The sequence below is a fragment of the Ideonella azotifigens genome (genome assembly GCF_021043325.1).
Lineage (GTDB): Bacteria > Pseudomonadota > Gammaproteobacteria > Burkholderiales > Burkholderiaceae_C > Ideonella > Ideonella azotifigens.
Map to the genome: position 1 here is coordinate 45,345 of NZ_JAJNKD010000027.1, position 12,327 is coordinate 57,671.

General features: G+C 71.2%; 7 protein-coding genes. 5 read left to right on the top strand and 2 right to left on the bottom strand.

Features of this window, described 5'->3' with window-relative positions; genetic code table 11:
• The first annotated feature begins 65 nt into the window (after positions 1–65).
• Together LRH25_RS31505 and LRH25_RS31510 are read left to right on the top strand one after the other, a co-directional pair.
• Positions 66–2,255, top strand: coding sequence for a TonB-dependent receptor (locus LRH25_RS31505; RefSeq protein ID WP_231013177.1), 2,190 nt, complete (start codon positions 66–68; stop codon positions 2,253–2,255).
• Between the two features lie 14 nt (positions 2,256–2,269).
• The gene (locus LRH25_RS31510; RefSeq protein WP_231013178.1) at positions 2,270–5,146 is read left to right on the top strand and encodes an ATP-binding protein; all 2,877 of its coding nucleotides are present in this window, start codon (positions 2,270–2,272) and stop codon (positions 5,144–5,146) included.
• A gap of 4 nt (positions 5,147–5,150) precedes the next feature.
• Here the strand turns inward: LRH25_RS31510 and LRH25_RS31515 are convergent, their stop codons facing one another.
• Positions 5,151–6,521, bottom strand: coding sequence for an MFS transporter (locus LRH25_RS31515; RefSeq protein WP_231013179.1), 1,371 nt, complete (start codon positions 6,519–6,521; stop codon positions 5,151–5,153).
• Positions 6,522–6,812: 291 nt separating this feature from the next.
• Between LRH25_RS31515 and LRH25_RS31520 the strand changes: the two genes are divergently transcribed.
• From LRH25_RS31520 to ribA, 3 genes are all read left to right on the top strand, one after another.
• Positions 6,813–9,566 (top strand): ATP-binding protein, encoded by a 2,754-nt coding sequence (locus tag LRH25_RS31520; protein ID WP_231013180.1) that lies wholly within the window; start codon positions 6,813–6,815, stop codon positions 9,564–9,566.
• A 182-nt stretch (positions 9,567–9,748) separates the two neighbouring features.
• On the top strand, positions 9,749–10,249 hold the full coding sequence (locus tag LRH25_RS31525) for a universal stress protein (protein WP_170201136.1): 501 nt from the start codon (positions 9,749–9,751) through the stop codon (positions 10,247–10,249).
• A 227-nt stretch (positions 10,250–10,476) separates the two neighbouring features.
• Entirely contained in the window at positions 10,477–11,115 is a 639-nt protein-coding gene (ribA, locus tag LRH25_RS31530; RefSeq protein ID WP_141291294.1) for a GTP cyclohydrolase II, read from the top strand.
• A gap of 7 nt (positions 11,116–11,122) precedes the next feature.
• Here the strand turns inward: ribA and LRH25_RS31535 are convergent, their stop codons facing one another.
• Complete coding sequence (locus LRH25_RS31535; protein ID WP_231013181.1) at positions 11,123–12,184, bottom strand: glycosyltransferase family 4 protein; 1,062 nt, start codon at positions 12,182–12,184, stop codon at positions 11,123–11,125.
• Between the last annotated feature and the right edge of the window lie 143 nt (positions 12,185–12,327).

Genomic DNA, 12,327 nt, shown 5'->3' on the forward strand with positions numbered 1-12,327 from the left:
TGCAGCGGGGCAAGGGATGGGGTTCGGGAGCGGGTTCGCGGCGGGGCGGGCGGTGTGGCCCGATCGTGGCCACGGGATCGGCCGCAGGATCGGCCGCCGGGCTGGCGGTTGCCCTGGCCGCCGCCGGCATGGCCTCGCCCGCGCTCGCGCAGGACGCTGCCGCGACGCCTGCGGCCGCAGCTTCCGAGCCGCCGCAGGTGCAGGAGGTGATCGTGACCTCGCAGCGCGTGCAGACCGTGCTCGGCCGCACGCCGCTGTCGGTCGGCGTGCTGGACCAGCACCAGATCGAGACCCGCGGCACGGCCCAGCTGAGCGACCTCGTGGGCGTGGTGCCCGGCGTGACCGTGCCCAATGGCTTCAGCAACCAGCCGCAGGCGGTCGGCATCCGCGGCGTGGGCGTGTCGTCGGCGGCGATGAGCCAGGCGGTGGGCATTTATGTCGACGACGTGCCCATCGTGCGTGGCTATACCAGCGCGCTGTGGGACCTGCCGGACATCGCGCGCATCGAGGTGCTGCGCGGGCCGCAGGGCACGCTGTACGGCCAGAACCTGACCGCAGGCGCGGTGCGCATCATCTCCATCGACCCCGGCACCGAGCGCGCGGCCTGGGTCTCCGGCTCGCTGGGCAACCACGACGAATACCAGGCGCACGCCTACTTCAACGGGCCCATCGGCGACGGGCCGCTGTCCGGCAGCCTGGCGCTTTCGCGCCGCCGCAACCAAGGCTTCGGCTACAACGCCACGCTGGACGAACACGACAACAAGCTGGACGCGAGCCAGTTCCGCGCCAAGCTGCGCTGGCAGGAGCCGGCCGGCTGGGACGCCATCCTGGCGGTCGACGGCCTGCTGGACCATTCCGACACCAACACCGGCAACTTCCCGCTCAACGACCCCAACGCCGCGCCGCGGGTCAACTTCACGTCCACCACCTCCGGCCCGTTCAAGCGCCTGGCCGGCGGCCTCGAACTCAAGCTGAGCCACGCGCTGGGCGAGGGCCTGCAGTTCCACGCGATCACCGGCTACCGCGCCTTCAAGGACGATCCCACCGTGGCCGACATCGGCGGCCTGGCGATCCAGCGCTACCTGCTGGCGCAGAAGGTGCACCAGAAGGTCTTCTCGCAGGAGCTGCAGCTGCAGGCCAGGCAGGGCGACCTGGACTGGACCGCCGGCGCGATGCTGGTGTCGGATGACTTCCACTTCGAGCGCTTCGTCAGCATGACGCCGCCGGGCGCACCGGCTTCGTCGAACTCCGACGCGATCACCCACCTGGAGACCACAGACTTCGGCCTCTACGGCCAACTGCACTACCGCTGGACGGAGCGGCTCGGCATGACTGCCGGCCTGCGCGCCTACCGCACCGGGCAGACCGGCGCCAACCAGTACTGGCTGGCCGACGAACAGGGCGAGCACACGCAGAACGTCTACCAGGCGCCCCACCTGTCGACTGCCAGCAAGGGCCTGCTGCCACGGCTGGGCCTGGACTGGCAGCAGGACCGCGACCTGTTCCTCTACGCGAGCTTCGCGATGGGCCAGAAGTTCGGCGGCTTCAACCGCGCGGCCCAGTCCCAGCGCTCGGCCGAATTCGCCACCGACCCGGAGAAGGTCACCAGCTGGGAGCTGGGCAGCAAGTCGCGCCTGGCCGGCGGGCAGGTGAAGCTGGACATCGCGCTGTTCTACAACGACTACCGCGACTACCTCGCGTCGCTGAGCAACGCCGTGATCGACGGGGTGCACATCCCCGAGCCGGTGCTGGTCAACGCCGGCAAGGCCAAGACCTATGGTGCCGACATCGACCTGGGCTTCAAGCTCGCCGCGCACACCGATGTGGCGCTGTCGGCCGAACTGCTGCGCACCCGCTTCGACCAGTTCGAGAACCCCACCGGCGCGGCCGCCAGCAACTACGTCGGCAACCAGCTGCCGTTTGCGCCGCAGTTTTCGTTCGGCGCGAGCCTGGAGCACATCCAGCCGCTGCCGGACGGCTCGTCGCTGGGCCTCTCGGCTTCGGTCCAGCACCTGTCGCGGCAGTATTCGGACGTGCAGAACACGGCGCTCACCTCCGTGCCGGTGCAGACCTACTTCAACCTCGGCGCGAGCTGGCTGACGCCCGAGCGCGGCTGGACCTTCTCGCTGCGCGTGCGCAACCTCACCAACCGCAGCTACGTGCTGCTGCGCACGAGGATCCCGCCGGCCGACGTCGACGCCGCGTTCTACAACGCACCGCGCACCGTGCTCGCCACCGTGCGCCACGACTTCTGACCCCGGGGCGAGCCATGAGATCCGGCCTGGCGAGCGATTCGGCGCCGCCGCTGCCACGGCAGCCGCAGCCCTTTGAACGGCCGCTGCGCTTCGGCCGTTTCTCGCTCGATCCCGCCCGCAAGCTGCTGCTGGACGACGGCCAGGCCGTGCGGCTGGGCAGCCGCGCGCTGGACCTGTTGATTGCCTTGGTGGAGCGGGCCGGCGAGGTGGTGAGCCACGACGAGCTGTTCGCCCGCGTGTGGCCGAGCACGGTGGTGGAACCCTCCAGCCTGCGCGTGCACATGTCGGCGCTGCGCAGGGCGCTGGGCGAGGGCAGCGGCAACCTGCGCTACATCGCCAGCCTGCCCGGCCGTGGCTACTGCTTCGTGATGGACATTGCCGAGCTGGATGCCGCACCCGCACCCGTCACTGCGCCCGCCACCGCACCCGCGGCCGCGTCCTTGTCGCGCCCCTTGCCGTCGCGGCTGACCGCGCTCGTCGGCCGCGAGCAGGTGCTGGCCAGGCTGTCGGCCAAGCTGCAGCTGGGCCGGTTGGTGACCATCGTCGGCCCCGGTGGCATCGGCAAGACCACCGTCGCGTTGGCCGTGGCCGAAGACTTCGCCTGCCGGCACGCCGAGGGCGCGGTGTTCGTCGACCTGGCGCCGCTGGTCGATCCGGCGCTGGTGCCGGCCACGCTGGCGGCCGCCCTGGGCATCCCGGTGCCGGCCCAGTCGCCGTGGCCTGCGCTGGAGGCGACGCTGGCTGAGCGCGATCTGCTGATCGTGCTGGACAACTGCGAACACCTGATCGCCGCCGCCGCCGTGCTGGCCGAACGCGTGCTTGGCGCCGCACCCCGGGTGCGTGTGCTGGCCACCAGCCGCGAACCGCTGGAGGCAGAGTCCGAAGCCATTCTCCGGCTCGAAGCGCTGGGCGTGCCGCCCGAGTGGCCGGTGCTCGACGTGCGGGCCGCGCTTGCCTATCCGGCTTTGCGCCTGTTCGTCGAACGGGCCACCGCCAGCGACGATGGCTTTGCGCTGTCGCCGGCCAACCTGCCGGCCGTCATCCGCCTGTGCCGCCACCTGGACGGCCTGCCGCTGGCCATCGAGCTCGCCGCGGCGCGCGTGGGCAGCCTGGGCATGCACGCGCTGGCCGAACGGCTGGACGACCTGTTCCGCCTGCTGCGGCGCGGCCGCCGCACCGTGCTGCCGCGCCACCAGACCTTGCAGGCCTTGCTGGACTGGAGCCACGGCCTGCTGGCACCGGAAGAGCAGCGCGTGCTGCACCGGCTGTCGGTCTTCCGCGCGTCGTTCACGCTGGAGGCTGCAGCCGAGCTGGCGAGCTGCGAACGCATCGCGCATGAACGGGTCACGGCCAGCCTGCTCAATCTGGTCGCCAAGTCGCTGGTGGAACGCGTGGCGGACGAGGTGCCGCGCTACCGCCTGCTGTTCGTCGCCCGGCTGTACGCCTCGGAGAGACTGTTGGCCGACGGTGATGGGCACGAGGTCCGCAGGCGCCACGCAATCTGCTGCCGCCGCCTGCTGGTAGGCGCGAATGCAGAGCTGGAAAACTATTGCGTGCCGCTGCCTGCGTGGCGGGCCGCCCACGCGCCGCTGCTGCCGGACATTCGCGCCGCGCTGGACTGGGGCGCTCACGCTGGCGGTGACGAGGCACTCTGTGCCGCCTTGCTCGTCGACTCGGGTCGCCTGGTGCTGGAACTCGGTTTGAACGACGAGTTCCTGCCCCGGGCCTTGCGCGCCCTTGCCATCGTGCGGGCGGAGGGCGGCACGCCATCGCAGCTCGAACTGGCGCTGCTGGCACTCGCGTGCATGCTGGAGGCTCAGTGCCGCATGGCGCGTGGCTTTCAGTCTGACATCGCGGCCCAGTTGGAAGCGCTCTCGCCGCGCATCGGCTCACCGCGGCAGCAGCGCACGGACCTGATGTGCCTTTGCGCCAATGCCTTCGCCCGTGGCGACTACCCGCGTCTGGCCGCGTGCGCCGGGCGCTTCGGCGAGCTGCCGCCGGACCCGGACGATCCGATCGACGCAGGCGCCATCGTGGTCGGGCGCCGCTTCGGCGCGCTGGCCAGTCACTACCTGGGCGATCACCGCGCCGCTTGGGCGGACTGTGCCGTCGTGCTGGCATATGCCGACACCCAGCTGCGCAGCAACCGTTATCCGCATCTGCCCTTGCAAGTGACCATGGGCATCCAGCAGGCGCGCATCCTGTGGCTGGAGGGCTGGGCGGACCGCGCGCTGCAGCGGGCGCTGGAGGTGCTGGCCTTTGTCGGAGGCGGGCACCATTTCGCAGTCAGCCAGACGCTGGCGCTGGCGGTCATCCCCATCCTGCTCTGGCGCGGTGACGACGTGCAGGCGGCGAGCTTCCTGGATCGACTGATCGACAGCGCCCTGGGCCATGGCCAGAGCTTCTGGCTGGGCTGGGGCGATGGCTACTGCAGGGTGCTGGCGCTGCGCGGCCAGGCGGTCGATGCGCTGCGGCGGCGCATTGGTGCCGAGCGGGGCTGGAGCAGCACCATGGAGGGCGACATGCTGGCCACGCTGGCGCCGGCGCTGGCCGGCCCGGCGCAGCTCGCCCGCGTCGAAGCCGGCACCGTGGGCTGGTGCGCGCCGGAAATCCTGCGGGCTCATGGCGAGCAGTTGCTCGCGGTGCCGGCACAAGCTGCGCAGGCCGAGGCGGTGTTGCTGCGCGCGCTGGCCCTCGCGCGGCAGCAGGGCGCGCGGGCCTGGGAGCTGCGCGCCGCCGCCAGCGTGGCCAGGCTGTGGCACGCCACCGGCCGAAGCGAGGCCGCGCGCGAGCTGCTGGCGCCGGTCGTGGCCGGTTTCACCGAAGGCCTGGGCTGTGTCGACCTGCAGCAAGCCGAGCGCTTGCTGGCCTGTTGGAAAAGCGAGCGCTGAGCCTTCAGCTCACGGCCTGCCGCTCGCGCCCGCGAGGGGCGAGCGACAGCAGCAGCAGCGTGGCCACCAGGCTGGCAGCCACGACCGCGAACATCGCGGCCGGCCCGGCGTCGCGCAGCATCGGCACCAGCAGCAGCGGGCCGAGCGCGGCGCCGGTGCGGTTCAGCGCCCAGGCGCCGGCGGTGGCCGAGGCGCGCGAGCGCGTGGGGAACAGCTCGGCGCCATAGACCGTCAGCAGCGTCACGTACAAGGAAATCGCCAGGTTGAACAGCGCCATCGCGACGATCAGCGCTGTGGTGCCGCTGCTGAAGACGAAGGCCGCGCCGCAGGCCAGCATGGCCAGGGCACAGGCCGCCATCGCCAGCCGCCGGTCGAAGCGGTCCATCACGGTGGACGCCAGCAGCGTGCCCAGCAGCGGGCCCAGCGACGACAGGCCGAAGATTAGCAGCGCAGCGTCGAGCTTGAAGCCGCGCTGCGTCAGCACCGCACCGGTCAGCAGCGGGAACGCCACGGTGGCCCAAGGGCTCAGCGAAAACAGGCCGGCCACCCAGGGCCAGCGGCGCCCGGCGGGGGCCGCGCGGTCGTCGTCGGCACTGGCCAGCGCATTCGCATCGCGCGGGGCAGGCGTGGCCTCGGGGCCGGGTGTGCCGGCCAGGCGCCGCGAGCGCTCGAAGGCCTGGCAGCCGGCCTCGGCCTGCGCCCCGCGCCCGCGGGCCTGCAGCCAGCGCGGCGACTCGGGCAGCGCGAGGAACAGCAGCCCCGAGAGCAGCGCGCCGGCGCTGCCCAGCAGGAAGCCCCAGCGCCAACCTTCGAGTCCAAGAGGCTGCAGAGGGGTCAGCCAACGCACCAGGAAGATGGCGGCGGGCGGGCCCAGCAGCGAGAGCGATAGGCTGCTGAAGATCAGCGTGCCGCGGCGCCGCGGCGGCAGCAGGTCGGTCAGGTAGGCGATGACGATGGGCGGATAGCCGCCCAGCGCCAGCCCGGAGAGGAAACGGCACAGCGTCAGCGCCACCACGCCGTGCAGCATGCCGGCGGCGAGCGACACGGCGGCGATCCACAGCATCAGGCTGATCAACGCGGTTCGCCGGCCCTTCCTGTCGGCCCACCAGCCCAGCAGCGGCGCGCCCAGCATCGCGCCGAGGAAGACCGCCGCCAGCAACAGCGCCAGCTCGCCCGCTGGCACCGGCGTGGGCGGCGCCGAGAAGACGGCTGCCAGCACGCCGCCAAAGGCCATCTCCAGCGTGTCCAGCATCATGCCCAGCGCGCAGATCAGCATCGCCAGGCCGTGCAGCCAGGTCACGGGCAGGCGGTCCATGCGCGCGGCGATGTCGTGTTCGAGCATGCGCTCGGGGGGGTGAGAGGGAAGGGCAGTCATCGGCACTCGTTTATCGGCACTCGTTTTGGGACCAGGTCCGGACGCCTGGGCTTCGGTGCCCACCATACGTGCTGCGCCAGCCTTGCGGCACCTGGCCGGCACCGGATTCACGCAAATTCACACCCGCCGTGGACCCTCGGCCCGCGGCGGCGTGGGAGGATGCCTCGCGATGCCGGATGCGGGTCGACGCACCTGATCCGGCCCCCTGTCTGCCCCCCCACCCACCTACCCACACGAGGCGGAGCGAGTGTGAGCGAGAACCTCTCCGGGAACCTCTCCCTTGGACCCTTCGTGCTGACCGCAGCGCCGCCTGGCCTGTGGTTCGGCACGCAGGCGGTCGAGATGGCGCATGCCGCGCTCGAACTGCTGGCCACCATCGCCCGCAGCGCCCACGGTGCCACCGCCGCGCAGCTCTGGCCGCTGGTGTCCGGCGAGCCTGTGGTCGACGAGGAGCAGCTGGGCGAGTGGGTCGGCCGCGTCAACACCGCACTCGGCCGCTGGACGCCGGCCTGGTACGTCGCGTGGTTCCCCGATGAGGAGGAGCCACGCTTCGTGCTGGTCGACGCCACCCGACGCTCCACCACCATGGCCGCGCTGCCGGCCCCTCGCACCGACATCATCGGCCGCGACGACGCGATCCAGCGCGTCGTCAGCGAACTGCGCGCGCACCGCTTCGTCACCGTGCTGGCCACCGGCGGCATGGGCAAGACCACGGTGGCACTGGCGGCGGCCCACCTGGCCGCGAGCGAGCATCCGGACGGCGTGCACTTCATCGACCTGGCCCCGTTTGTCGATGCCGAGCTGGCGGTGCAAGGCGTGGTGACCGCGCTGGGCTGTGCGGCCAGCGGCGTCGAGGCCCTGGCGGCCTTGCAGCGCTGGGCCGCCGGCCGGCGCGCGCTGTTCGTGCTGGACAGCTGCGAGCACGTGATCGAGGCCGCGGCCCAGGTGACCGAGGCACTGCTGGGCGCCGGGCCGGCGACCGCGGTGCTGGCCACCAGCCGCGAGCCGCTGCGGGCCGCAGGCGAGTGGTTGTACCGGCTTGCGCCGATGCGGCTGCCGCGGCCGGGCGAGGCGGTGTCGGCCAGCCAGGCGCTGGACTTCCCCGCGCTGCGCCTGTTCATCGAACGCGCGGGTGTGCCAGATGCCGGCTTCGTGCTGCAGGACGCGGAGCTGCCGCTGCTGGTTGCGCTGTGCACGCGGCTCGATGGCATTGCGCTGGCGATCGAGATCGTCGCGGCCCGCGCCGGCGCGCTGGGGCTCGCGGCGCTGGCTCGCCAGGTCGAGCAGCGGCTGCTGCAGCTGCCAGGCCCGCCAACCGCCGCACCCGCTCGCCATACCACCTTGTTCGCCTTGCTGGACTGGAGCTACCAGCTGCTGTCGCCCGGCGAGCAACAGGTGCTGCGGCGGCTCTCGGTCTTTCGCAACGGCTTCACGCTGGACGCTGCCATCGAGGTTACCACGGGCCCTGCGGCCGACGCCACCGGTGTGCAGGAAGACCTGCTGGACCTGGTCGCCAAGTCGCTGGTGGCGCCGGTGCGCGGCAGCGAGCCCGGGCGCCTGCGCCTGCTCGACACCACCCGCGCCTACGCCAGCGCCAGGCTCGACGAAGCCCGCGAGCGCGACGCCGTCAGCCGCCGGCATGCGCTGTGGCTCGCCTCGGCCCTGACCGAGGCCGAGCGCCGCTGGGATGGCATGAGCCGCGCGCAATGGCTGCTGCGGTATGCGCCCTTGATCGACGACAGCCGCGCCGCGCTGGACTGGGCCTTCACGCCTGGCGGCGACGTCGAACTCGGCATCGAGCTGACCCTCTCCAGCTTTGCGCTGGGCCGGCAGATGCTGCTGGTCGACGAGTTCACCCGCCGCGTGGAACAAACCATGGAAGCGCTGGTGGCCCGCGGCATGGACCCGGCAGCCAAGGGGGCCGGCGGCGCGATCAGCTCGCCCCACATGCGGCTGATCTTCCTGGTCGGCTGCCTGGGCACCGGCGGCAGCGCCCGGATGCAGGCCCTCGCGCCGGCGCTGAAAAGCCTGTCGGCCATGGCGCCTGACGCGACCAGCCTGCTGCATCGCTTCGGCGCCTGCAACAGCATGTGGGCACTCTCCGTCGCGGAGGGCGACTTCCGCTCTGGCGGCGAATGGGCAGACCGGCTGACGCAAACCGCCGAGGCCATAGCCGACCCGGTGGCGCACCTGGTCGCCGGCCGCATCCAGGCGCAGAACCTGCACTTCATGGGCCGGCACGTCGAAGCCACCGAGATGGCCCGGCGTGTCCTGCACGAAGCCTGGCGCACCATCCCGCTGGCCTACAACCCTTCGCCGGTGGAGCTGCGCGTGTCCATGCGGGTGGTGCTGGCACGCGCGCTGTGGATGCAAGGCCTTCCCGAGCGCGCCGCCGCGATGGCGCTGGAGGCCATGGACCAGGCGCGCACCGACTCGCCGCTCGCCCAATGCCAGGCCATCGTGATGGGCTCGATGCCGGTGGCCTTGTGGAGCGGGCTGGACGACACCGCGCGTGCGCTGGCCGCCCAGGTCACCGACGTTGAAACCATCCAGGGCTTCGGCTACTGGCTGCGCTGGGGCAAGCGCTTCGGCGACGTGCTCTCGCTGCGCGCCGGCAGCCCGCTCCCGGCGATGCAGGATGCCGGCTTCTTCGACGAGCCCGACGAGGTGCTCGCCGACCACCTTGCCACCCTGGACGAACGCTGGCTGTCGCCCTCCTGCATCCAGCGCGTCGAGGCCGGCATGGTGGGCTGGTGCGCCCCCGAAGTGCTGCGCCGCCTGGGCGAACGCGCTCTGCACGAGGCCATGCCCGCCAGCCTGGCGCGCGGCGAAGCGCTGCTGCAACGCTCACTGGCGCTGGCGCGCCGGCAGGGCACCGCTGCCTGGGAACTGCGCACCGCCAGCAGCCTCGCCAGCCACTGGCAGGCGCGAGACCGCGCGCAGGAGGCCAGGGCCTTGCTCGAGCCCGTTCTCGCACGCTTCACCGAGGGATTCAAGACGGCCGACTGGCGTGCCGCGCAGGGCCTGTTGGCGGCGCTGCAATGATCTTCGCTCAGACGGGCGTGGCCTCGATGGCGGCTGGTGACACCCTCTTTGACGTGGCTTGCGCTGGCGCAAGCTGTTGCCTTGGCGCCTCGGTAGCATCGATCGGGACTGACCTCGGCCTGCCGGGGGTGCCCATCCTGGTGCCTGGGTGCCGAGGCGCGTCAGAACCGGAGGACATTCGCATGTACCGTCGCATCCTGGTCCCTTTTGACGGCGGTGAGACCTCGCAGCAAGGTCTCCGCGAGGCCATTCAGCTGGCAACGGAGCTGCAGGCCGAACTGCGCATCCTGGTCGTGGTGGACACCTCTGAACTCCACATGGGCTTCGCTTCTGCGGATGGTCTGCTGAGCACCGTGGCGCTGATGCGGCAGCGCAGCCAGGAACTCGCCGCTGCGGCCTGCACGCAGGCCCACGAGGCAGGCGCCAGGGCCGACTTCGTGGTGCGCGACATTGGCGCAGACCAGGTGGCAGACCTGGTGCTCGCGGAAGCCGACGAGTACCAGGCCGAGCTCATCGTCATGGGCACCCATGGCAGACGAGGCCTGAGCCGCGCCGCCCTCGGCAGCGAGGCCGAGTCCGTCAGCCGGCGAAGCAAGGTGCCGCTGCTGCTGGTTCGAACGCCGCAGGGCAAGCCGTCCGTGCTCGCGCCCGATGTTCCGACCCGCTTGCAGACCTCAGGCTGAGACCGCCTCTTGGCGCGATGCAGATCGTGCGCAGGCCTGGCGATGGGTGGGCGCTGTTTCCGTGCCTGAAGCCTCCTGTTGAACGGATTTGAAGGGCGACGACAACCCCTCGCGGGCAGCAGCTCTTCGCAATCGTCGAAAATGACGCTCCGGAGGCCATTTCCGGGCTGTGACGCGCCAGCGGCGCGCCCTGGCAACTGGCGCCAGCGATCCTTCAGCGACCACCCATGCATCTCGAACCAGAACAAGCCAGCTGCCGATTGACCACTGCCTATGGCGACTTCAGGCTGCATGGCTTCAAGGAACCGGCCACCGGGCTGGAACATGCCGCGCTGTGCTTTGGCGACCTGTCCACGGGCGAGCCGGTGCTGGTGCGGCTGCATTCGGAATGCCTGACCGGGGACGCCTTCGGCAGCTGCCACTGCGACTGCGGGCCGCAGCTGCGCAGTGCGTTGAAGGCGATTGCCACGGCTGGCCGCGGCGCGCTGCTTTACCTGCGCCAGGAAGGCCGTGGCATCGGGCTGCTGAACAAGATCCGCGCCTATGCGCTGCAGGAAACCGGCGTCGACACGTTGGATGCAAACCGCTTGCTGGGCCTGCCGGCCGATGCGCGGGACTACGGCTTTGCCGCGACCATGCTGTCGCAGCTGGGCATCCGCTCGGTCAAGCTGCTCACCAACAACCCCGGCAAGATCGAAGGCCTGAAGGCCCACGGCGTGGACGTGGTGGAGCGCGTCTCGCTGCAGGTGGGCCGCACCACGCGCAACGGCGCCTACCTGGACACCAAGGCCCACCGCATGGGCCATTTGTTCGATTTGGCGCGGGAATTGCCGGACGAAGCTTCGGAGGCCGATCCAGCGAGGTGAGTGCCGTCTATCTGACCCGCAGCTTGGCTGGCCGGTCGAACTGTCCGGAGGCCAGCCGGTCGATCAGGCGGGCCATGCGGCCGGACAGCAGCGGCCGGTCGTAGTGGGTCAGCACGCGCTGGCGGCCGGCGGTGCCCATGGCCTGGCGCTGCTCGGGATGCTGGATCAGCGTCTCCAGCGCGTGTTCCCATTCGGCTGGCTTGTTGGCCAGCCAGCCGGTCTGGCCAGGGACCACCACCTCGCAGTTCGCGCCCACCGGCGAGGCCACGCAGGGCAGGCCGGCGGCCATGTACTGCAACAGCTTGAAGGCGCACTTGCCGCGCGCAAACGGGTCGTCGCTGAGCGGCATCAGGCCGATGTCTGCACCGGCGATCGCGGCCGTCTCGCCCTCGGCCGACCAGTGCACTTTCTCGATCGGCACGTCGTCCCAGTCCGGCCAGTCCGAGCTGATGACACGCAGCTTCAGTTCGGGATGCCGCTGCGCCAGCCTGGCCAGCACCGGCCGCAGCGGCGCCAGGTAGGCCAGGTTGTGCGGCAGGCCGACCCAGGCCAGCGTGGCGCCGCTGCTTGAGCCGCTGCGCTGGGCCGGGTAGGCGGCAGCGTCGACCGGCGTGGGCACGATCTCCACCCGCGACGCGCCGCCGGCCGTGGCATGGCGGGCCAGCTCGGCATTGCCCACCGTGACCAGGCGTGACTGCCGGCAGGCGGCCTCGAAATTGCGCCGCCTGCGCGGCGAAGCCGGCCGCAGGTGACCGATGTATTTGGGCTGGCGCAGCCAGATCGCGTCGTCCAGGTCGAACATGCTGCGCGGCTGCAGACGCTGCAGCAGCCGCATCTCCCATGGCTCCAGCCGCAGCTTGTGCAGCACCACGGCCGAACTTGCGCGCAACAGGTGGCGCAGCTGCCAGATGCGCCAGCCATACAGGCGCTCGGGCAACACCCGGAGTTCATTGCGCCAGCCCAGCGATTCGACCACCGGCATCACCGGCGCCAGCCGGTGGCGGAACGAGGGCGCCTGAGGGTCGGTGCTGAGCCAGACCACGCTGCCGCGGCTTGCCGGGCTGCTCATTGCCATTGCCATCCACTGTTCATCGGAGAACTCTCGCCATCCAGTTGCGGGAGTATCGCCGGCCTGGTTCGCCGGCCCTCACCGGCCACGCAGGCGAACCCGGCACCAGCCGAGCGGGCATGAAAAAACCGGCCAGGGCCGGT

Excerpts from the sequence above, each read along its gene's own strand:
- ribA (WP_141291294.1), top strand. The coding sequence starts at position 10,477 with ATGCATCTCGAACCAGAACAAGCCAGCTGCCGATTGACCACTGCCTAT.
- LRH25_RS31525 (WP_170201136.1), top strand. The coding sequence starts at position 9,749 with ATGTACCGTCGCATCCTGGTCCCTTTTGACGGCGGTGAGACCTCGCAG.
- LRH25_RS31510 (WP_231013178.1), top strand. The coding sequence starts at position 2,270 with ATGAGATCCGGCCTGGCGAGCGATTCGGCGCCGCCGCTGCCACGGCAG.
- LRH25_RS31515 (WP_231013179.1), bottom strand. The coding sequence starts at position 6,521 with ATGACTGCCCTTCCCTCTCACCCCCCCGAGCGCATGCTCGAACACGAC.
- LRH25_RS31535 (WP_231013181.1), bottom strand. The coding sequence starts at position 12,184 with ATGAGCAGCCCGGCAAGCCGCGGCAGCGTGGTCTGGCTCAGCACCGAC.